This window comes from Nocardia amamiensis NBRC 102102, from assembly GCF_001612745.1.
GTDB lineage: Bacteria > Actinomycetota > Actinomycetes > Mycobacteriales > Mycobacteriaceae > Nocardia > Nocardia amamiensis.
Genome location: NZ_BDBA01000085.1, coordinates 19,316 through 39,932 on the forward strand (window position 1 = coordinate 19,316; position 20,617 = coordinate 39,932).

16 protein-coding genes and 1 pseudogene are annotated in these 20,617 nt (G+C 68.4%); 9 read left to right on the forward strand and 8 right to left on the reverse strand.

Annotated features, from left to right (window positions below):
- Positions 1 to 58: 58 nt before the first annotated feature.
- The 3 genes from NA4_RS17515 (at position 59) to NA4_RS40470 (ending at position 2,474) form a co-directional block, all read left to right on the forward strand.
- Positions 59 to 874 (forward strand): hypothetical protein, encoded by an 816-nt coding sequence (locus NA4_RS17515; protein ID WP_067470771.1) that lies wholly within the window; start codon positions 59 to 61, stop codon positions 872 to 874.
- On the forward strand, positions 867 to 2,060 hold the full coding sequence (locus NA4_RS17520) for an XRE family transcriptional regulator (RefSeq protein WP_067470773.1): 1,194 nt from the start codon (positions 867 to 869) through the stop codon (positions 2,058 to 2,060). The genes NA4_RS17515 and NA4_RS17520 overlap by 8 nt, the downstream gene beginning before the upstream one ends.
- 258 nt (positions 2,061 to 2,318) lie before the next feature.
- Positions 2,319 to 2,474 carry a hypothetical protein gene (locus tag NA4_RS40470; RefSeq protein WP_157129095.1) on the forward strand — a complete coding sequence of 52 codons (156 nt, stop codon included), beginning with the start codon at positions 2,319 to 2,321 and terminating at the stop codon, positions 2,472 to 2,474.
- Positions 2,475 to 2,562: 88 nt separating this feature from the next.
- Here NA4_RS40470 and NA4_RS42645 read toward each other — a convergent pair whose 3' ends face one another.
- From NA4_RS42645 to NA4_RS17535, 3 genes are read right to left on the reverse strand one after another with little or no spacing between them, the layout of a single operon-like run.
- Positions 2,563 to 2,916 (reverse strand): ASCH domain-containing protein, encoded by a 354-nt coding sequence (locus NA4_RS42645; RefSeq protein WP_245671443.1) that lies wholly within the window; start codon positions 2,914 to 2,916, stop codon positions 2,563 to 2,565.
- The gene (locus tag NA4_RS17530; RefSeq protein WP_067470775.1) at positions 2,904 to 3,761 is read right to left on the reverse strand and encodes a DUF5131 family protein; all 858 of its coding nucleotides are present in this window, start codon (positions 3,759 to 3,761) and stop codon (positions 2,904 to 2,906) included. Before NA4_RS17530 ends, NA4_RS42645 begins: the two co-directional genes overlap by 13 nt.
- On the reverse strand, positions 3,758 to 4,663 hold the full coding sequence (locus NA4_RS17535) for a DNA cytosine methyltransferase (RefSeq protein WP_174552960.1): 906 nt from the start codon (positions 4,661 to 4,663) through the stop codon (positions 3,758 to 3,760). Before NA4_RS17535 ends, NA4_RS17530 begins: the two co-directional genes overlap by 4 nt.
- 268 nt (positions 4,664 to 4,931) lie before the next feature.
- On the opposite strand from NA4_RS17535, the gene NA4_RS17540 reads away from it, so the two are divergent.
- The 4 genes from NA4_RS17540 to NA4_RS17555 all read left to right on the forward strand — a co-directional run bounded on the left by NA4_RS17540 (position 4,932) and on the right by NA4_RS17555 (position 9,157).
- Positions 4,932 to 5,975: a tyrosine-type recombinase/integrase gene (locus tag NA4_RS17540; RefSeq protein ID WP_218022312.1), complete on the forward strand. Its 1,044-nt coding sequence runs from the start codon at positions 4,932 to 4,934 to the stop codon at positions 5,973 to 5,975.
- Positions 5,972 to 8,038, forward strand: a complete 2,067-nt coding sequence (locus NA4_RS17545) for a tyrosine-type recombinase/integrase (RefSeq protein ID WP_084497182.1) — start codon at positions 5,972 to 5,974, stop codon at positions 8,036 to 8,038. Before NA4_RS17540 ends, NA4_RS17545 begins: the two co-directional genes overlap by 4 nt.
- 9 nt (positions 8,039 to 8,047) lie before the next feature.
- Positions 8,048 to 8,347, forward strand: coding sequence for a hypothetical protein (locus NA4_RS17550; RefSeq protein ID WP_067470781.1), 300 nt, complete (start codon positions 8,048 to 8,050; stop codon positions 8,345 to 8,347).
- 198 nt (positions 8,348 to 8,545) lie between these two features.
- Positions 8,546 to 9,157 (forward strand): hypothetical protein, encoded by a 612-nt coding sequence (locus tag NA4_RS17555; RefSeq protein ID WP_067470783.1) that lies wholly within the window; start codon positions 8,546 to 8,548, stop codon positions 9,155 to 9,157.
- A 731-nt stretch (positions 9,158 to 9,888) separates the two neighbouring features.
- Here NA4_RS17555 and NA4_RS17560 read toward each other — a convergent pair.
- Positions 9,889 to 10,695: a hypothetical protein gene (locus tag NA4_RS17560; RefSeq protein WP_067470785.1), complete on the reverse strand. Its 807-nt coding sequence runs from the start codon at positions 10,693 to 10,695 to the stop codon at positions 9,889 to 9,891.
- Between the two features lie 149 nt (positions 10,696 to 10,844).
- Between NA4_RS17560 and NA4_RS17565 the strand changes: the two genes are divergently transcribed.
- Complete coding sequence (locus NA4_RS17565) at positions 10,845 to 11,066, forward strand: hypothetical protein (protein WP_067470786.1); 222 nt, start codon at positions 10,845 to 10,847, stop codon at positions 11,064 to 11,066.
- A 22-nt stretch (positions 11,067 to 11,088) separates the two neighbouring features.
- Here the strand turns inward: NA4_RS17565 and NA4_RS40475 are convergent, their stop codons facing one another.
- Positions 11,089 to 11,250 carry a hypothetical protein gene (locus tag NA4_RS40475; protein ID WP_157129097.1) on the reverse strand — a complete coding sequence of 54 codons (162 nt, stop codon included), beginning with the start codon at positions 11,248 to 11,250 and terminating at the stop codon, positions 11,089 to 11,091.
- 525 nt (positions 11,251 to 11,775) lie between these two features.
- On the opposite strand from NA4_RS40475, the gene mobF reads away from it, so the two are divergent.
- Positions 11,776 to 16,686: a MobF family relaxase gene (mobF, locus tag NA4_RS17570; RefSeq protein WP_067470788.1), complete on the forward strand. Its 4,911-nt coding sequence runs from the start codon at positions 11,776 to 11,778 to the stop codon at positions 16,684 to 16,686.
- A gap of 47 nt (positions 16,687 to 16,733) precedes the next feature.
- On the opposite strand, the gene NA4_RS17575 is transcribed toward mobF, so the two are convergent.
- From NA4_RS17575 to NA4_RS41415, 3 genes and pseudogenes are all read right to left on the reverse strand, one after another.
- Positions 16,734 to 18,596 carry a relaxase/mobilization nuclease domain-containing protein gene (locus tag NA4_RS17575; RefSeq protein ID WP_067470790.1) on the reverse strand — a complete coding sequence of 621 codons (1,863 nt, stop codon included), beginning with the start codon at positions 18,594 to 18,596 and terminating at the stop codon, positions 16,734 to 16,736.
- A gap of 13 nt (positions 18,597 to 18,609) precedes the next feature.
- On the reverse strand, positions 18,610 to 19,173 hold the full coding sequence (gene mobC, locus NA4_RS17580) for a plasmid mobilization relaxosome protein MobC (RefSeq protein ID WP_067470792.1): 564 nt from the start codon (positions 19,171 to 19,173) through the stop codon (positions 18,610 to 18,612).
- A gap of 443 nt (positions 19,174 to 19,616) precedes the next feature.
- Positions 19,617 to 20,617, reverse strand: a pseudogene (locus NA4_RS41415) (hypothetical protein); the annotation flags it as partial.

Sequence of the window (20,617 nt, forward strand, 5' to 3'; positions counted from 1 at the left end):
TACGCTGCTTTCGCATTTTGATTCGTAAGTGAGCGTGGCTGGGTGTCAGGGAGGATCCATGAGCGATCAAGCGGTACCCACGCAGTGGGAGACCGAGCGATTCGGTGAGCACGCTCTGCCGTTGCAGCGCGCGATTTGGCGCGGCCTTCAGGCCGCTCATCTGCGAGCGTTGGCTGCCCACAAGGGGTTAGCGCTGGACAGCAACGACGGCTACGGCCTGATCTGGCTGGTCCAGCACGAAGAGGTGGGCTTGGCGGTAGAGGAGGTGATCGACGACCTGCGCCGGATCAAGCCCGCGCGGGCCCGCTACGAGCTGATCGTGGTGGGCGATACCAACATCATCCTGTACCCGTGGAAGTTCGCCGACGACGCCCACGCCCCCGTGGAGAAGGCGAAGATGACGATGTCGAAGCTGCGTGAGAGCTTGCTGGCGCTCACCCAGGAGGCATCCGACCGCCAGCTGTCGTTCGATCATGCCGATCTCACGCAGGAAGAGCTCGACACCGAATTCGAGGACGTGGAGTCTTTCCTCGACGACGCGATACAAGCGGGACGCCTGGTCATCATCGCCTACGCCGCCAATCCGCACTCCGGCATCCTGCGCGTCTACTGGGGCGAGGCATCCCAGGCTGATGACCGCGGCCGGTTGAACTGGCGCACCATCGAACAGATCCCCCCGCCCGTCGACACCGGCGGCGAGCAAGTCCTGCTGCGTCCCGCGGGCCCGGTCCCGGTTCCCGACCCGAAGCCCGCCGCCCCGCGCTTCGATCAGGCACCGATAGGCGAGATCGTGCTCGCGCATCGCAATCCGTTGACCACACCGGACGGTGGACAACCACCGACACCGCAACCCGATACCGCGAGCGATGCCTGAACGCCCACCTCTGAACCTGTTCTCCAGCGACACCACCGCGACGATCTCGGCCTCCGACGTCGCGGTGGCGTTCGACCCGGCCCGTCTCACCCAGGCCCGCCAGCTCGCCGGCCTGACCAAGGCGGCACTGGCCGCCCGGATCGGAGTATCGGGTGCCGCGGTGAGCCAGTGGGAATCCCTGACTTCACCCCCGCGCGCAGACCACCTCAGCCGCGCGGCCGAGGTCCTCGACGTCCCCGTCGAGTTCTTCGCCGCAGGTCGGCCCTTCTCCCAGCTCGACGGCACCGGCGCGCATTTCCGCAGCCTCCGCACGACCAAAGCCGCCCAGCGCGCCAAGGCCGTCGCCTTCACCCAGCAGGTGTGGGAACTGACCTACGCACTGGAGAAGCACGTTCAGTTCCCCGCCATCGATTTGCCCGGGTTCTTGCCCGACGACCCCACCCGCCTCGGCGACACACCGGCCGAAGCCGCACGAGCGTTGCGGGCGCACTGGGGGCTGGTGCGCGGGCCGATCCCGCACCTGGTTCGCACCATGGAGATGCGCGGGATCGTCACCACCATGGTGGCCTTCGCCGGCAACGACACCCCCACCATCAACGCCTTCTCCACCTCCCGCATGCCGCGCCCGACGATCGTGCTCACCCCCGACCGCGGCGACGACGTGTGCTGGCACCGCTTCACCGCCGCCCACGAACTCGGCCACCTCGTCCTGCACCGCGACGCCGCCCCCGGCGACCCCGAACAAGAACGCGAAGCCGACGCCTTCGCCGCCGAATTCCTCACCCCCGCCGACCAGATCACCGACCGGCTGCCGCGCCGCTTCGACGTCAAAGCCCTTCAACAACTCAGCCACGAATGGGGCGTGTCGATCAAATCGCTGGTCTACCGCTCCCGCGAAACCGGTGCCATCTCCGACGCCGTCGCCCGCCGCGCTTACCAACGCCTCAACCACCTCTACGACATCGGCATGCTCGGCGCTGACCCCGTCACCCAATACCCCGGCGAAACCCCCACCCTGCTCGCCAAAGCATTCGAACTCGCCGAAACCCACGGCACACTCACCCTGACCAGCCTCGCCGCAGAACTGCGCTGGCGCCCCAAACGCCTCCGCCAACTCCTCGGCCAACCCGACCAACGCCCCGTCCTGCGCCTGGTCACCGGCACCGAAACCGCCCACGGTCAGTAGCCCGTGCACGGCACGCGTCGCCCGGCTGCTGCCCCCGGCTGAGCAGCGAACCGCCGCCCCGGGCCGCTGTCGTCACCCACCGCCGCCCCGGGCCTGTGCACCCCGGTGTGGTTCGCTGGAGAGTTTTGCCTGGTCAATAGATGTTTGGTGGAAGCGGCGGAATTTCCTACTGTCCCGCGTATGGATGACTCCCAACCCGGGAACGGGATACGCGCAGGTCAACGGCGTTTGCACCCCCCTTCCCTACCTTCTCGCCGCATGAACACAGATCGAAACGAAAACACCGCCTCCAACCCCGCCAATCGCGAACGACAGCAGCGAGCAAAGGAGTCGGCGTGGATGGTGTGCTACGGCGCGCTACGAGGCTTGAGCGACAAGCTGGTCCGCCTACTCACCGACGACCTGGGGAACTGAATGCCGTAGCCCCTCGAACAAGAAAGCCGCGCTGCCTCGGCCGGGGAGTCGAGACAGCGCGGCTACAACACGCACGGGCGGGCGAGAGTTACTCCGCGTCGTCGAGGTACCGCCACCGGATCCGGGTGACGAACGTGTCCGGGGTGCAGCCCTTATGGCTGCGGCAGAAGAACTCCACGAACGCCTTCGGAGTCATGTCCGGGAAGCCCTCGGCCTCGACATCGTCGGGACCGATGAGGGCCAGGCGCTCGCGGCGGACATCGAGGACTTCGACGTCGGCGATGCGCACCAACGGCTCATCGGCCCGGCGGCCCATGACCTTGCGGCACAGGGTCAGCCGCGTTCCGGGCGTCAGCGTGAGCCAGCCCAACCGCCGGGTGACGGTCTTGCGACGCTCGCGGACCGCGTCCTCGGTCAGCGACACCGACATCAGCCTCGGCATGAGGTGCTCCTGTTCTGGGGGAATTGGTTCCAGATCTGGCCGTCGAGTTCCCGGCCGGCCGACTTCGGGGTGCGCCCGCCCCACTGTTTGAAGAAGAACGCCGTTCCGGCCTCGACGCACTGGTCGCGCAGATCGCGTACCCAGTCCGCGTGTATGGGGCGCGCATTCGGCCCGGACTCCCCGCCCACGATCACCCAGTCGATCGCCGGTGTAGGCCGCCACTCGGCGCATTCGCCGCCACAGGCGCACTCGAACCGGTCCGCGTCATCCGGCCACCTGCAGCCGCACCCGCCGCTGCAGGCCTGGGTGAACAGGAACCGGTCGAGGTCGATCGGGCCCAGCAGCGGCTCGCACGACAGGAACCGCACCGCGGCGGGCGCGGCGAGCAGCTCGGTGATGCGGTGGGTGACCGCACCGTTCTCGACGCTGGTGCCCAGCCACAAATTCGGCGGGAACACCAAGCCCCGTTCGGCCAGCCGCCGCGCCCGCGAGGGCCGCTTGGTCAGCACCTGATAGGTGTGCTGCGGAGTCGCGGCGATGACCTCGACCACCGCCCGGACGAAGTCCTCACTGACTTTGGCGTGGAACAAGTCGTTCATCGAGTTCACGAAAACCATGCGCGGAGTGCGCCAGCGGCGCGGGATATCGAGCGCGTCGGGGTGTTCGGTGACCCCGAACCCCGGCCCGGAAGTGCGCGGGTCGCCGTCACGCTGATACTTCGCCGAGCCCATCGCCTTGAGCCGTTTGGCCATGCCCATCGCGTAGCAGTTGTCGCACCCTGCGCTGATGCGGTCGCAGCCGGTGACAGGGTTCCAGGTGGTGTCGGTCCATTCGATGCCGGTCATGCGGCGGTCCTTTCGATGTCCTCGCCGGTGATGGCTTCGACGAGTGCGCAGCCGATGACTTCGGATGCAGCGGGGGTTACGGCGTTTCCGTAGCCGCGGGCCTGGGTCCGCTTGTCGCCCAGTGCGCGGAAGGTGGCCGGGAACGCCATCCCGGCACGGATCTCGGTGGGTTCGAGCATCCGGAACGTGCACTCCGACAGCAGCCGCTCGCGGTCGGCGCCGAGCAGCCCGAACCGGTCGCGGGTGGTCAGGGTGCCCATCGGCTCCTCGACCGGGTGCGCGCGGCCGGTGCGGTAGTAGGGCACCAGCAGATGCCGCACACCCTCGGGCGGCTGCACCAGCCCGTGGTGGAACCCGGACGCGGCGAAGGTCGCCAAGGGTTCGGTGACCGCGCGGGCGGACTTCTTCGACCCGCCGCCGCGCAGCTCGGCGATGAACGGCGGGATCGCCACCGCCAGCTCGCGGCGGCAGGTCTGCGTCGGCAACGGCTGACCCGCACTGTTGGCGGTCAGGGCAGCGCGGCCGCTGGTCTGCACCACCAGCGGCGGCACCACCAGGCCGTCGGTCTCGCGGGTGGTACGCGCGGGCATCGGCGCACTCAGGCTGGTCGCCTCGGTGCGCCAGGTCCCGCCGGCCGGGGTGAGCATCGGTGCGCCCGCGAACTTTTCTAGGCCGATCCGGATCCGCTCCAGGGTGTTGTCGGCGAGGGGGTCGTCGCGGTCGGCGATCTTCGCCCCGGGCGGCAGCGTCCAGTCGATCGCCACCGCCGCCGGAGTCGTGATCGGCTCCACGAGCGCGAACCCGCACGCTTTCGACGGGCACCGGTAGACATACTGGCCAGACCGTACGCCGTAGCGGCCCATATCGACGCCAGGGCGTTTCCACACCTGCAAGGCGTCCACCACCCGCTCGCAACTCGCGCACCAGGCTTTCGGCCGCAGCCACTTGTCCCAATCCGGCTGACGGCCCAGGCCTTTCCACCAGTAGACACAGTTATCTGGACAACCTGTCTCTTTTCGGCTTGTAGACGGTGGATTCGGCTGCGCCGAGTGTCCGGGTGGATCGATTACGGTCCGGCCATGCATGTGGAGCGAGTGATGAATCCGGGGCCCGGGTGAACCGGGGGTGCAGTTGGTCGACGGGCAGGGAGAGGTTGTCGAGGATGTTGCGATGTTTCTGCGGGCGTTGACGGTTCGGCGGTTCTCGCCGAATACGGTGCGGGCCTATGCCTATGACCTGCTGAAGTTGATGCAGTTCCTCGACGGGCAGGGCTTGACCGTGCAGGAGTTCACCCCGGCGCGGGCGGTCGATTTCCTGGTCACGTTGCGGCGCACGCCCTCGCGGGGACGGGCTCAACGCCTGGATTTGGCGGCCACGACCGTTGAGGGCCGGTTGCTGTCGGCGCGGACGTGCAACCGGATCCTGGCGGCGGTGTCGTCGTTCTACGAGTTCCTGATCACCTGCGAGCGTTACGACGGTCCGGAGAATCCGATCCTCATGCAGGTCGATACCGCCTCGGGCCGGGTCCAGGCCCGGTGGCGTCCGCCGTTGCTGACCTCGAAGCGGCAGATCCCGGTGCGGCGCACGCTGCGGGTCAAGACCGTCGAGTCGTTGCCGCGGCCGATTCCGGATGAGGTCTACCGGGCACTGGTGGCGGTCATGCGGACCAAACGCGATCGGGCGTTGCTGGAGTTGATGCATGAAGGTGGCCTGCGCCCTGGTGAGACGCTGGGTTTGCGCCTGGAGGACATCTCGTATGGGCGCCGCCGGGTGACCGTCTGTTGCCGTGACGACCATCCGCGAGGAGTCCGGCAGAAGTCGCGGCGCGATCGGGTCGTGGATCTGCTGGAGGGTCGTGCACTGCCGGCGGTCAATGACTACGTGCTGCGCGAACGTCCGCTGGACACCGATGTTTCCTGGGTGTTCCTGGTCGGTGGTCGCGGCAAGCGGCGGCACGAACCGCTCGGCTACGACGGGCTGGTCCGGATGTTCGCTCGTGCTGCGGAACGAGCGGGAGTGCGTGATGCCTGGCTGACGCCGCATGCCCTGCGCCACACGCATGCCACGCGCATGTTCGAGGGCGGCATGCGGGAGCTGACCTTGATGGCGCGGCTGGGGCACGCCAGCCCCGATTCGACCAAGGTCTATACCCGTGTCGGGGACCATGATGTCCTCGCCGATTATCGTCTCGCTCTGGAATCGGACCGACAGTGAGCAATGTCGTTCGGCTGCCATCACCGACTCCCTGTCACGAAAGCCGTTCGGGACATTGCGATCCCGGCGAATACGAAGACTTCGTCGCCCGCAGCGGCTGGTCCGGTGACCAGCGAGCTCGACAGCTGAACAGGCAACGCCGGTTCGCGGCCACCTACCCCGATCTCGACGAGTGGACGCAGTTTCCGCTGGCCACACGACTCGGTTGGCGCAACAACGAAACGCAGAGCCGCCGCATACGGGGAACCGCCGGGCGGGACGTGACCACTGACTGGATCAACCACAGTGCGCGTCCATACCTGATCTATCTGTCGCTGACCGGACGACTGCGCCTGGATTGGGGCTGGTTGCTGGGCATCGGAGTCCTCAAGCCCTGGACCATCGCCGAAGGTCTCGGCCTGCCGCTGCTGGCCCAGGCCGACGAGCTCGCGGCCCGGCATCGCGAACTGGGGCTGACGGAAAAGCGGTGTCGGCACCGGGTGCATTGGGGCATCTCCCGGCTGGTGTTGCACCGTAGTGACCCGGACCTGTCCACCCTCACCGTTGCTGACATCGAAGATTTCCGTGAGGCGATCCGAGAGGCCGGCGCCATCCCCGGCATGGCCGAGATCCTCGGCGACAAACTGGACGCGATCCCGATCAACTGGGGTCATCGCGCGTTCGCGACCGGGGTCGCGCTCTATCACGCGGGCGTGATCGACGCGCTTCCTCGGCGCCAGATATCCAAGCCGCGGCACCCGCTGAGCACACTGCCGCGCGTCGCGCCGATCATGGACCGCTATGTCGAGGAACGCTCGCTGGTGGATTCGCAGGCCTCCGTCGAGCAAGCACGACAAGCCCTGCGACGGCTGTCGGCTTGGCTGACCCAGGAACGACCGGAAGCGGTCAGCTTGGCCGAACTCACCCGCCCGGACCTGCTCGATTTCCTGAAGTGGGTGCAGCGTCAACGCAAGATCAAGCATCCGGACCAGGAACTGTCGGCCAGCTACCGGCACATGATCGCCCTGCAGGTCAACGCGTTCTTCCGCTACGGGTTCCACGCCGAATGGGATGACATGCCCTCCCGGCCGCCGATATCCACGCTGGACCTGCCTCGCCAGGTGACTCGGGTGCCGCGCTACATCCCCGACCACGAACTCGAACCGCTGATGGAACAGATCCGGTCCCTGGGATGTCCGTTGCAGCGCTGCGCGCTGCTCGTCGCCCGCTGGAGCGGCGCCCGGCGTTCCGAGATCCGCAAGCTGCATCTGGACTGCCTCGACACCTACCCCGACGGCACCGCACGAATTCGCCTGGCAGCGGGCAAATCCCGCAAGGAACGCAGTGTCCCGATCCACTCGGAAGCAGCGACCGCGATCGAGGAGGTGATCGCGATCCGTCGTGGTCACGACGACCGCGGAATCTTCGATCCGGACCTCGGCCGCTCTGTTCGCAGGCTCTTCCTGCACAACGGCCGCCTCGCCAGCCCGGACTACCTGTTCACCTTTCCGCTGCAACGTGTCTGCACCGAGGTCGGCTTGCTCACCGATGACGGTAGGGCCGCGGTCCACGCCCACCGCTTCCGGCACACACTCGGCACCGAACTGGCCGGCAAGGGCGCCAAGACCCTGACCATCATGAAGATCCTCGGCCACGCGAGTGCCGGCATGTCGATGACCTACGCGCACATCTCCGACCCGGTCGTCCTCGCCGACTACCAGGCCGTTCTCCAACCCGGAGCGATCCTCGCCGGACCTCAAGCCGACATCATCCGCGCCGGGCGTCTCGACCAGGAATCCCTGGACTGGCTCAAAACCAACTTCTACAAGACCGAACTCGAACTCGGCCACTGCCTGCGCCTGCCGCAGGAAGGCCCCTGCGAGTGCGACCTCTACCTGAACTGCTCGAAGTTCGTCACCACGCCCGAATACGCCGATCGGCTCCGTGACCGTTTGACCACCGAGGAACAGCTGATCGCCGACGCCCGAGAACGGGGCTGGCCCCGCGAGATCGAACGGCACAGCTGCACCGCCGACCGGATCCGCATCCTGCTCAGCGAGCTCGACCAGGCCACCCCGACCTAACATCGGGCTATGCCAGAGAACAATGGGAACAACACCTGGAGCGAGGAGGAGTACCTCGAGTGCCTGCACGGGGAACGGCGACGCTTCTCGTGGGTCATGCAGCGCTATGGCGGACTCTCGCCGACTCGAGCCGAGGCGGCCGCTGTCGAGCGGTATCCATACGAGGAGGCAAGCGAAGAACCGCACCGTGGATTGATCTTCCACGACGAGGCTTGGCGTTGGGCGATGCTCAAGATCCACGGCGAGCGCTGGTGGATCGATCACCCAGAGCTGAGCAGTCCGCCGGACGAGTACGAAGCCCTCGAATGAACTGGCATCCGTGGCTGCCTCAAGCCATCTCTGCTGAGTGCGCTCCCTCTGCAGGTCACCGTCTCCGACACCTACGACGACGCCGGCTTCACCGCCAACCGACTGCGCACGCTCCTGGAAGAACTCAGAGAACCGGAAGACGCACCCGCTGACGAGTGATCGCCGTGTCGGCGCTGGCCGACGCGCTACGGTTCCACCGTGATCAATGAGGCAGGTCTCCGGTTGGGAACAAAGGCCGCGCGGCGGCTGGCGCAGCTGGGCTGCTGCCAGATCGAGCAAGGGTTGACTGATGCGGAGTTCGACCGCATCGAGTACGAATACCAATTCGAGTTCGCCGACGACCACCGAGCATTCCTTGCGGCCGGACTGCCAGTACATGAACCACGGGAGGAGGAACCGGGCACCAGCTACGCGTGGGAAAGACCTTGGCCAGACTGGCGCAACGGCGATCCCGACGAACTCCGTCGGCAGCTCAACTGGCCGATCGATTTCCTGCTCGAGGACGTTCAACACGGGCACTGGCCACCGGCCTGGGGCGAGCGGCCGGACAGCAACCAGGGAGCCGTCGACAAGGCACGGGCGCAACTGGCCGATGTGCCCACCATGGTCCCGGTCTATGCGCACAGATTTCTGCCCGCAGGTCGCGCCACCTTCGGCCACCCGGTCCTGTCGATGCGAGGTCGGGACATCATCTACTACGGCGCCGACCTGCTCGACTACATCAACCAGGAGTTCGAGGAACCCCGGCCCGAGCACCCCGAAGACTGGTCGCCCCAAGCCACCGTGCCGTTCTGGCGCGACTACCTCTGAAGCGCAGGCCGTGATGTCGTATGCCTCGCCACCTGGGAAGGCGAGGCAGCGTTCCGTGCCGTGGGTCGCCACAACGACACGCCCGGGATGCAACCAGCACGGACCTTTTTCGAGCTCCCGAACGAGCCCGACCAGGCCAAGAGTGTCCAGATAAGCCAGATACAGCCGGTCGCGGGACTGCGGGACCGGCAGGCACCGCCGTGGCAGGACGTGCGCGGAGTTCAGAGCGATGAGCCGGGTTTCGTAGCCGATCTCCTCGATCTCCCCGACCCAGCGTCGCCAGTCGTCCCAGCGTCGGCACTGGATGACGTTCTCCATCGCCCCGGCCAACACCGGTTTGCCGCGGGCGGCCATCGACCGCAGATAGCGCGGGATCTGCTCTACCAGTGCCCGCGACCGCGCCGCCGCCGGGTCCTCCACTACGCCGAGTTCCTCGTCGAACATCGTGTACTGGTTGGACTGGTCGAAGTAGCGTTTGACGCCAGCGGCGTCGGTCCAGGCCGGGCACGCCGGGCTTGCCCAGAACAACTCGGTCGAGGGCAGATCCTCCAGCACGATGTCCTTCACATCCCCAGGCGGCAGATGCTCCGCGTCCGGGAAATTCAGCTCGTGCACCGCGACCGCGACCGGGTTGTGGTTCGCCGCCAGGCGCAGCTCGATCCCGGGCACCTGCTCCCAGCCCAGCGAGTCCCCGCCCCACCCGGCGAAATACACCGTCGATGCCAGGCTCATCACGCACCCGCCGGGATGCGCTCGATCCAACGGTCGATCAGCCGCGCCAGCGCCGGAAGCCAACGGCCCGCGAAGATCTCCGGGTCGGTGACGCGGGCTGCGACCAGCACACGAGACTCGGCCCAGGACAACGCGACACCAGCGTCGACGAGTTCGGCCAGTGGTGTGGTCATGTCGGGCTGGGTGTAGGCGCCGCCGGGGCCGACCAGCTCACCCAGGTACACCAACGGCCCCTGAACACCGTGACGGACGGCGGCGTCCCCGTCGCGGCGGCGGCGCTCGATCGAAGCCATGGCGGCGGTGTCGGTGGGATCGATGCCGTAGGAGATCAGGTGCTCCCGCAGCATCTGTACCGCGCGGGCGCGCCGCTGCTCGGCGGCCTCACCGACAGTGCGCAGCAGCCATTCCCCGATGACCGGGTGCGGCTGGTCGAGCTGCCGCCGCAGCGCGGCCGCCCGAACCTGCGCCCGGGCGCAGGAGTCGGTGTAGGTGCTGCCGTAGGCGACCCGCTGCGGGTCGGGTGCATCACCAGCCAACTCGGCGCGCACCGCCGACAGCTCGGCGGTGTAGATCCGCGCGGCCTGCTCAGCCTCGCTCGGCAGCAAGGCCTCGGCGTAGGACCCTAGCGCCGCCGCCCGCTCGTGCTGCCCGAAGGTCTTGGCGCGCACGGCCTCCACCGCGACGGCGAGGAGCAGCGAGATATCGGCGTGGCACTCCCGCAAGGTGTGATCAGCCACCTCGGGGGCGTGCGCACCGACGGCGTAGAAGCCGGGGTCTGTGGTCGCGAAAGCGAGAACGGAAGTCATGGAAGCAGCTCCAGGTGAGGACTCGACAAACCAGAATGTGAATGATGATCGCGAACAAAGATTGCGACCACTGTTCACGTTAGATAGCGTCCCAGGGCATGTCAACACTGGTCGCGACCACCGGTAACGCCAGCGGCTATAGTGCGGGTATGAGCGAAGACGACCGCGGTCGCCGGATCGAGAAAGCCCGCGCGGCCTACGACAAGGCCTCCGACGTCTACGAATCCGCCCGCAAGGCGCTGTTCGACGAGATCCTGACCGGGCTCAAGGAAGGCATGGGGCCCAGCGCAGCCTCACGGCATTCGGGATTCACCCGCGAATACGTCGCGCGCATCCGCGACGGGAAGGTCAAAGGCATCAAAGACGCCTGAATACTCAGGTCGGCGCCGCCGGTCAGATCAGGATGATCAGCGCGACGAACACCAGCAGCAGCAGCGGCACTTTCCACAACCAGCTGGCGGGAATGATCCCCGGCTCAGCCGACCCGAGAACGCCGTCGCGATCCAACTGGCGCAGCCGCTGAAAGGCGTGCCCCTCCTCTTCTGTGGTCAGCATCGGCTGTGCAGGTAGGCGCGGGCACGTCGGGGTGTAGTGCCATTCGTCGTGGCACCACCAATTCGTGCACGTGTACTGAAGCATCGGCGTGTGAGCCCCCTTCACCAACCGGCATGGCGCCGGGCGCTGATCGGTGTGTGGCGAGCGTATCGGCTCCGCCCGTACCGGGTCGCGCGGGCACGAGCGAGTCGGCCCGGACACCGAAAGAGATCGACTGGGACTCTCCTCGAGCACGGACTCGACGATCGCGTGGCCTTTCATCGCCGAGCTCGCAACACCGAATGCGGAAGGGATCACACAACCCCCCCCCCAGTTCATCCGATCTCACAAAAACCCGAAACCCCAACTCACACTTAGCGTGCACCCTCACCGCTTCCCAACTACCCTTCAAACACCCCTCTCAGCTAAACTCGAAACCACCATCTACCAGCGCAAATAGACAGATTCCGTCACACCTCATGCTCCCTGGTCACGAAATCATCACGAACACTTGATGGTTCGGCCGCGCGTACGGTGAATTGTGTGATGTCACTGGCGAAGCTCGGCAGTGGCGACGGCTACACCTATTACTTCCGCTCGATCGCCACGCAAGACGTAAACGATCGCGGTCCGCAGGGCCTTTCGGCCTACTACAGTGAGCGCGGCGAATCTCCCGGCCGCTGGCTCGGTTCCGGCCTGCCGAACGTCGGCATCGAAGCCGGTGAGGTGGTGACCGAAACGCAGATGCGGGCGTTGTTCGGTCACAACCTGCACCCGAACGCCGAAGCGATGATCACCGCCGAGGTAGAAGCGCTGGTGGCGGAGGGGATCTCGCGGCGCACCGCGCGAGCGCATGCGCTGCGGCTGGTGCGGCTGGGTGCGCCCTTCACCAAGCACGCGGCCGCGGAGTACTCCTACCGCTACGAGCGGGCCCGCGCGTATGCCGCCTACAACGCCGAGCACGGCCGGGTCGACTACGCCCCGATCCCCGCTGAGGAGCGCAGCCGCATCGCCACCGAGGTCGCCCAACGCATGTTCGGCGAGGAGTACGGCCGCCCACCACGCGACGACCGGGAGCTGTCGGGCTGGGTTGCCCGCGCCAGCCGGGCACCCTCCAAGCGAGTCGCCGGCTATGACCTGACGTTCACCCCGGTTAAGTCGGTGTCGGCGTTGTGGGCGCTGGCCCCACGCGAGGTGTCGGAGAAGATCGAGGCCGCCGTCGACGCCGCCCTGCGCGACGCCCTGGCCTATCTCGAGGAACATGCGGTGTTCACCCGGGTCGGGCGGCACAGCCGCCGCCAGGTCGACGTCGTCGGCGGCCTGATCGCAACCGCGTTTCAGCACCGGGACAGTCGTGCGGGGGATCCGAATCTGCACGTTCACGTGGTGATCTCGAATGCGGTCAAACGGCATGACGGACAGTGGGGTGCGCTGGACGGACGGATGATCTACCAGCACAACGTCGCCGCGTCCGAGCTGTTCAACACCCGGCTGGAGCACTATCTCGAGCAGTCGCTGGGTGTGCAGTTCGCCGAACGCGCCACCAGCGGCCGCCGGCGGCGCGGGAAGCGGCCGGTGCGGGAAGTCGTCGGCGTCGAGGAGCGCCTCGCCGAAGAGTGGTCGAAAAGGTCGCTGGCGGTAGATGCGGAGCTGGCCAAGCGCACCACGCGTTTCCAGACCGAGCGCGGCCGCGAACCCACGCCGCGGGAGCTTCACGACCTCGCCCAAGAGGCCACGCTGAAGACACGAGGCCACAAGGTGGCGGCGCGGTCGCGGGCGGAGCAGCGCGGCGATTGGCGCCGCGACGCCGTGCAGCTGCTGGGCAGCGCGGCCGCGGTGGACGCGATGGTTACGACCGCCGTGGGCCAGCAGCCGCCGCAGCGGGAGGTCACCGACGCTGCCTGGGTCGAGGCGACCGCGGCGAGGGTCGTGGAGGTCGTGTCGGATTCGCGGGCGACCTGGCAGTTTCGCCACATTCGCGCCGAAGCCACCCGCCAGCTGCGCGGCAGCATCGACCCCGCTGACTGGCACACCCTGATCACCCAGGTCACCGACATCGCACTGTCTGCGCCGCGGTCGATCCCGCGCGGCACCCCGGAGTCCGAGGACATCGCGCCAACAGTCGCCGCGTTGACCCGCCGCGACGGCACCAGCGTGTTCACCACTGCTGGATCCCAGCTCTACACCAGTCCGGAGATCGTCGCCGCCGAGGAACGGCTGATCGCGGCGAGCCTGCTCGAAGGCGGCCGCACGATCCCGGTGGCGGCGGTGGATGCCGCGATCGTCGAGCACGCCGCCAACAACAACGGCCAAATGCTCAACGACGGCCAAGTGCAGTTGCTGCGGGAGTTCGCCACCTCCGGACGCCGGTTGCACGTCGCGATCGCCCCGGCCGGGACCGGCAAAACCACGGCCATGGCAGCGCTGGTGCGCGCCTGGACGGCGGAGGGCGGCAACGTGATCGGGCTGGCGCCGGAAGGCCCGGCAGCCGGTGTCTTGGGGAGCGAGATCGGCGCGGACTCCAAGACCGTGGACATGCTCGTCACGGTGATCCAAGACATCCGATCCGGTGAGCGCGGTATCGAGGACGCCCCGGACTGGGTGCGGGCGATCGGCCCCAGAACCCTCGTCGTTCTCGATGAGGCCGCGAAAACCCCCACACTGAAACTGGATTCGGCCGTGTCCTGGCTGCTGGACCGCGGGGCCAGCGTGCGGGCGGTCGGCGATGACCGGCAGCTGTCGTCTGTGCAAGCCGGAGGCGTGATCCGCGACATCGTCCACCACGCCGGAGCCGCCACTCTCACCAGCGTCGTCCGCTTCGACGACCCCGCCGAACGCGCCGCCTCCCTCGCACTCCGCCAAGGTGACACGGCGGCAATCGCGTTCTACACCGACCACGGCCGCGTCCACGTCGGCACCCTCGGAGCCGCGGTGCATGCGGCGTTTCGGGCGTGGCGGGTCGACTACGCGAAAGGTCTCGACGTCGCCTTGCTGGCGCCGACCAACGAGCTGGTGCGCCAGCTCAACGCCCTGGCCCGCGACGAACGTCTACGCCGCGACGGGCTGCACGGCACCGAAACGCTGCTCTCCGATGGGCTCTCGGCGAGCGTGGGAGACATCATCACCACCCGGGAGAACAACTACCGGCTCCGCATCTCGCAGACCGACCACGTCCGCAACGGCTACCGCTGGAAAGTCCGTGCCGTCCACACCGACGGGCGGATCACCGCCACCCACATCGGGTCCGGCCGGAAAGTCACCCTGCCGACCGACTACGTGCGCGAGCATGTCGAACTCGGGTATGCGCGCACGATCAACTCCGCCCAAGGCCTCACCACCGACACCTGCCACGGCGTGCTGACCGGCAGCGAGGACTGCTTCCAGCTGTATGTGCTGGCCTCCCGCGCCCGTGCTGGCGGACACCTCTACCTCGCCACCGCAGGCGACGGCGAAGACGCTCCTGCCGAGGCGTGGAGCGCTCTGCATCCGCCGACCGCGATCGACATGCTCACCCAGATCCTCGGCCGCGACGGAAACCAAGTCTCCGCAACGACGCAGGCCCGCGAAGCCGCCGACCCTCAGCGGCAGTTCGCCGGAGTCGTCGACGCCTACCTCGACGCCCTCGCCGCAGCCGCCGACGCACGGCTCGACGCCGAGCACCACGCCGCCGTCGCCGCAGCCGCCGAACGACTCGTACCGGGTCTCACCGACGAAGAGGCATGGCCGGTACTGCGCCAGCACCTGAGCATGCTCGCCCTGTCTGGGCGCGACCCGATCACCGCCCTCACCGACGCCGTCGCCGCGCGAGAACTCGGCACCGCCGACGACAAAGCCGCCGTTCTGCACTGGCGCATCGGCCGAAACGCCACCGGCCAAGGCCCGTTGGGATGGGTGCCCGAGGTCCCGCCCGTGTTGCGCGACGATCCGGACTACGGCGCCCACCTGCGGGTGCGTACCGAGCAGGTGCGGGATCTGGCCAGCCAGATCCACGCCACCGCCCGCGCCTGGACACCCGAGACCGCGCCGATGTGGGCGCGGCAGCTGACCGGGCACGCCCCGAACCTCACTGCCGCCCTGGCGGTGTGGCGGGCCGCGCACGCGATCGGCGACCACGATCGACGCCTGACCGGTCCCGTGCAGTACCCCGTCGACGAACACCGCACCCAGCTCCAGCTGGATGTCGCGGTGCGGTCCCGTCTGGGAGATCTCGACGCCGACACCCGACGGTGGGCAGCGCTGGCCCGGGAGGTCGGCACCGGGATCGAAGCGGACTCGTATTGGCCGCAGCTGGCAGGCGAGCTGTCGCGTGCCGCCGCGCGGGGTGTGAATGTGCCTGCCGCGGTGCGGGATGCCGCCGCGCGGTGGCCGCTACCGGATGAGCAGCCCGCGGCCGCGTTGCGGTGGCGGATGACCGAGATCCTCGACAGCGCACCCGACCGCACATTCGACGACGTCCGCGCCCAGCTCACCCGGGCCGGGAAGCTGCAACGGATGGACGACCGCGCCCTGGCCACCCTGGAAGTCTCCCTGACCCGCAAGCTCAGCGACCGCGAACCGGTCATGCGCGTCATCGCGCTCAACAGCGTCGAACATGCCCAAGCCGAGCTCGACAAGCTGCGCCGAAGCCACGAACGCCAACGGGTGCAAGCCGACTCGATCCGCAAGGCGCTGGCCGCTGAACAGCACGCCGACCGCGTCAAACGCCAGCACGACCACGCCCAGCGCCTGCTTGAGCATGCGCACCGCGAGTTCGAGGAGACCAAACGATGGAAGCTGCGGGCCCGCAGTGACCGCCGAGCCGACATCGACACCGCCGCAGCCGCCCTGGAGGCGTTACGCGAGCAGCTGGCCGCCGCCGAGGACACCGCCGAGGCAACGGCTCGCGCGGTGAACCTGGGCAGGCAAGCGTGGGAGCGTGCCCTCGCCCAAGCCGACAACAGCTACCACCTCGCCGCGGAACTCGCCACGGCTCAACGCGAACTCGATGCTGCCGTGGCCAACGAACGCAAGCACCACCAGCGTCAACAGAGCCTCCGCACCCAGATTCAGGCGATCACCGACGAACGCCAGCGCCGCGCCGACCTCCCCGCCGAACAACGCGATCTGGAAAACCGCGCCCGAACCGAACCCGCCGAGACGAGCCGCAATCACACCGCCGACACCCCTGCCGCTCGCCAGAACGCCGCGACCATCCGACGGATAGCCCGCACCCGACCCCGGCGCCGCGCCCTCACCAACAAGCACCCCAAACCCGGTCGCTCCACCACTTCCCGCGCCGCCGCACACGACGACTACGAACGCGCACCCTTCGACATCGGGATCGACTTCCACTACGAGACACCCAAACCGGAACCGACATCAGAACCCGAACGGACATCAGAACCCGAACGCTGGAACACGCCCTATCCCCCACTGCCCTACGAAGGCCCCAGCCACGACCACGGATTCGGGCTGTAGTCACCTCGGCATGGACCCGAGCACGGCATTCGCCGCGCTCGACCGAATCAGCGTCCCCGGCCTCGATCGCGGTCCGGCGAGGTATCGGGCAACTGGTATGCCCGCGAGGTCTCTGGTGGCGTGCTGCTGCTGGGCGCGCGCAGGTCGCTGGCGTTGGCCAGTTGTGTGATGCGCCAAGCCCTGATGGTTTCCTCATCGGCGCCAGCAGCACGCATCCGCTCCACCCGCTGCTCGATCCACTCCTGCCCAGATCCCCGCGCCTGCCTCTGCTCGTGTTGCGCATGCTGGTGCTGCCGTTCGCGCAGGACCAGCAACGGTTCCAGCGCCCGGGCGCGCAACTGCTGGGCGCGCAACAACTCTTGGCGGGCAGTGTGCGCGTCGGCGATCGCGGTGAGCGTGCGCATCATCTGCTCGACGAGCCGCACTGTGTCGGCGGCCGGGTCGGGTCGGTCGGCGTGCTTGGCGAGTTGGATGAGGATCACTGCCACCGCGCCGAGCCCTGGCGGCCTCTGGCATTCCGCTGGTGGGCGCCAGCGTCGGTGGGCGGGCAGTTGCGCGGAGCGGGTCAGCTCCGCCGCCGCATCCGCGAACGCCCCCGGTTTGGACTCCACGCGCCGCGACCAGGCCGCGAACACCCCGGCCGCGCGCCCGGCCGCGCGCGCCCACTCCCCGTGGTTATCGACCGGGATGCTCGCCAGGTATTCGTTCCACGCCTGCAGGTCACGGTGCGCCCGCGCCCACAACTTCGGGTCATCGAGGGTCTGCGCTTCCCGGCCGCGTCGCCCGCCGCTGCGGCGGCCGGCCTTCCACGTCTTCAGCGCCTCCGCACGGGCTTCCGGGGAGTCATCCCACTGGTCGCGCAGCGCGGGCAACGCCAGATCGGTCGACAGAGTGCCCCCTGCGTACCAGGGCCCGGTGTGGGTCAGTTCCTCGGTGGTCAGTGCTTTGCCGCCCGCGCCCAGCCGCGCCACTTCGGTTTTGCGGTCCGCGGCGATGTCCGCTGCGCTGCGCCAGCGCACCGCATACCCGGTGACCTCGCTTCCGCCTTTGCTGTAGCGGGGGCGGATCGAGATCCCCGCATCCCGGATCCGGCGCACGAACTCCGCCTCACCCGCCGACGCCGACGCCAACGCGCGCACCTCCAAGCGCAGCTTGTCCCGCTCGGTCAGCTCCTCGCCGGTGCGGGCGCGGCGTTCGGTCTCCGCCCTCGAATTGCCTTTCAGCGCGCCGCCGTCCTCGCGGCTGGCCAGCACCTCCAGCCCGTACCGGTGCTCCAGCAGGTTGCACACCTTCTGGGAGCGCGCATAGTCGCCCGTGATCCGCCCGGTGAACGGGTCACGGAAGAACGTGTCCACCACGCTGCCGTCCTCGCGGATGAGGGAGGCAGCTATGTGGATGTGATCGCCGCCGGAGCGGTCGGCGCCCGCGCGCCCGTGGCGTACCGCCACCCACCGCACCCCCGCTTGGGCGCGGTCGACGAACCCCATCTCCTTCATGAAGTCTTCCGCGATCGCTTTCCACGTCGCGTCCGACAGGTCGCCCTCTTCGGCGCGCAACGCCAACGAGCAATGCCACACCGGCGCATCCCGCAGCACACCCTTCTCCCCCTTCTCCGGGCGCTCGATCACCTCCACCGCGCCGGTGTTCGCGCTCGCGGCGCGGGCCCGCATCCGGGCACGGGTGCCGTGCAGCTTGCGCGGCAGATCCATCTCCCGCGCGATCTCCAACGCCACATCCCGCGCAGCCCGGTTCGACTCCGGACCATCGAACCGGCCCAGCCACGCCGCCCGCATCACCGACGCCGACCCCGCGACCACATGCCGATCGGTGTGCTCGTTGGCCTTACCCGGCCCCAGCAGATACACCATCAGCCCGCCGAGCTTGGCGCCGCGATTGATGTTCGAGTTCATGCCCGCCGCCCGCTCACCGGCGCGTCACTTCGCGCGCCAGCTCATCCATGTGCGCTGCCCGCGCCGCCAGGTCGTCGAGCACCACGCGTAGCTGGGCGAGGGTGTCGTCGAATTCCTCGGCCAACGTCCCGGTGACGTTCGCCGCGTGCGCGATCTGATTCAGATTGCCGCCGATCTTCGCCAGGTGCTCCACCCGCACCTCATCCATCGCGCCTGCAGCCGACAGCAAGATGCTGGCGAGGGTCTTGCGTTTGGGCCACGGCAGCCACGGGCCCGCCTCATCGGTCTCCCCCGCCGCGCGGCCACCGGTCGGGTTCAGCGCCGACTCCGCCAGATACCGCGGCACCGTCATGTTCGCCTCCGCCGCAGCCGCTTCCAGCGCCGCGGCGTCGGCCGCCGACACCGTCACCCGGAACCGTTTCGCCTCCGTGCCGATGTTCTCCTGCCGCTTCCGATTCCGCGACCGCGCCACAGACTGCATCCGCCGCTTCGACGGCACGCCCGCATGGGCCGCCGATGACGTCGTGGCGGCCGAATCCGGCCGCTCCGGCACCTGGGTGACCACCTCGGAACCCACCTCTCTCCCTGGCTCAGCGCAGCGACACCCGGCACCCGGGTGGACCTCGCCCCAGCGAGGTGACCACACTTATGGCACATAAGTGTTAGCTTGCTCCGCCGGGGCCGCGATTTGAGCGTACCGGAACAAGATCGCTCCGACCAGCACCAAACGGGACCGAACAGGGCACCGCTACCCGCCCGGACATCGGCCGCCGCTGGACCGCCTGAAGCCCCCCGGGGCGAGGGAAGGCGCCCTTTCTGAGCCCCCCTGCCTCAAGACCACCGGAGGGGCAAGCCGGTAGGGTCCAGACACGACGAGACCCCGGCGGCTACGCCCCGCCGGGGTCTCGTCTCTATCTCGGGAACCTGCGTGGAAAGAGTCTTTCCACCGGTGCGGTTCAGTTCGAAGTCACGTGCTCACTTCCAGAGTTCGATCACTCGGGCGCCGATGCCCGCGCATGGTCAGTTGACCGGTCGGGGGCCGGCCACCTTGCTCACCCCGTCGATCGCGCGGCCCACAGTCGAGTGCGGCAGGCCGACGATCTCGGCGCCAATGCGGTTCTTCGAGTGTCCTTGCGAGCGCGCCAAGTAGATGCGCGCCAGGACCTCGACCGGCTGCCGCGACAGCCCGCGCTCCACGACCGCGCGCGCGAACTGGGTGGCCTGCGCGCGAGTCAGCTCATGCGGGAACGGACCGCGATCGACACCCTCACCGGACGCGCTGTCGCGCGCGATCGGCGAGCGAGCGACCGCGCGCGCGAGCGACCCGTCCACCGACTGTTCGCGCGCGATCGACGCCCGACCCGCGCGCGGCGCTGCGGCGGTGTCGCGCGCGATCGGTCGCGCGCGATCGGTGTCGCGCACCAGCGAAACCACGGTGCCGTGATCGCGCGCGGTCGCCGTCTCCGGCTCGGGCTGCTCCGCTTCGGCGGGTGCGGTCTCGTCAGCGCGCGCGGCGATCGGCACGCGATCGGTTCCCAGCTCAGCAGGGTTGCGCGCGGCGATCGGCGCGCGACCGGCAGGCTGCTCGTCGCGCGCGATCGACGCGCTATCGACCGGAACCTCCGCGCGATCGGGCGCAGTGTCGATCGCGATCAGTGACGCATCTTCGATCGCGCGCGTCCCATCCTCGATCGCGCGCGGCCGATCGACCGAGGGCGGCACAACCTGGCCGCGATCGACACTCTCGCGCGCGATCGCACCATTGCCCGACTGCTTGCGCGCGGCGATCGGTGACGGGTCGTCGATCGCGATCGGTGCCGTCGCGCGCGCGGCGAACTCGCGATCGAGTTCTTCGGTGAGTTCGTCGAACTCCGCGCGCAGCGCGCGATCGGTGTCGACCGCATCGAGCGCCGGGCGGGCTGTGCGCGTGGTGTGGTCGGCCCAGTCGGTCATCGGCCGGTAGTCCGGCAGCGTGTACGCGCTGAAGCGACCCTCCAAGTGCTCGGCGAGCCGATCACGCA

Coding starts and splice junctions, on each gene's coding strand:
- NA4_RS17565 (WP_067470786.1), top strand. CDS start 10,845: ATGAGCGAAGACGACCGCGGTCGCCGGATCGAGAAAGCCCGCGCGGCC.
- NA4_RS17560 (WP_067470785.1), bottom strand. CDS start 10,695: ATGACTTCCGTTCTCGCTTTCGCGACCACAGACCCCGGCTTCTACGCC.
- NA4_RS17530 (WP_067470775.1), bottom strand. CDS start 3,761: ATGACCGGCATCGAATGGACCGACACCACCTGGAACCCTGTCACCGGC.
- NA4_RS40475 (WP_157129097.1), bottom strand. CDS start 11,250: ATGCTGACCACAGAAGAGGAGGGGCACGCCTTTCAGCGGCTGCGCCAG.
- mobF (WP_067470788.1), top strand. CDS start 11,776: ATGTCACTGGCGAAGCTCGGCAGTGGCGACGGCTACACCTATTACTTC.
- NA4_RS42645 (WP_245671443.1), bottom strand. CDS start 2,916: ATGCCGAGGCTGATGTCGGTGTCGCTGACCGAGGACGCGGTCCGCGAG.
- NA4_RS40470 (WP_157129095.1), top strand. CDS start 2,319: ATGAACACAGATCGAAACGAAAACACCGCCTCCAACCCCGCCAATCGC.
- NA4_RS17520 (WP_067470773.1), top strand. CDS start 867: ATGCCTGAACGCCCACCTCTGAACCTGTTCTCCAGCGACACCACCGCG.
- NA4_RS17540 (WP_218022312.1), top strand. CDS start 4,932: ATGTTTCTGCGGGCGTTGACGGTTCGGCGGTTCTCGCCGAATACGGTG.
- NA4_RS17515 (WP_067470771.1), top strand. CDS start 59: ATGAGCGATCAAGCGGTACCCACGCAGTGGGAGACCGAGCGATTCGGT.
- NA4_RS17550 (WP_067470781.1), top strand. CDS start 8,048: ATGCCAGAGAACAATGGGAACAACACCTGGAGCGAGGAGGAGTACCTC.
- NA4_RS17575 (WP_067470790.1), bottom strand. CDS start 18,596: ATGAACTCGAACATCAATCGCGGCGCCAAGCTCGGCGGGCTGATGGTG.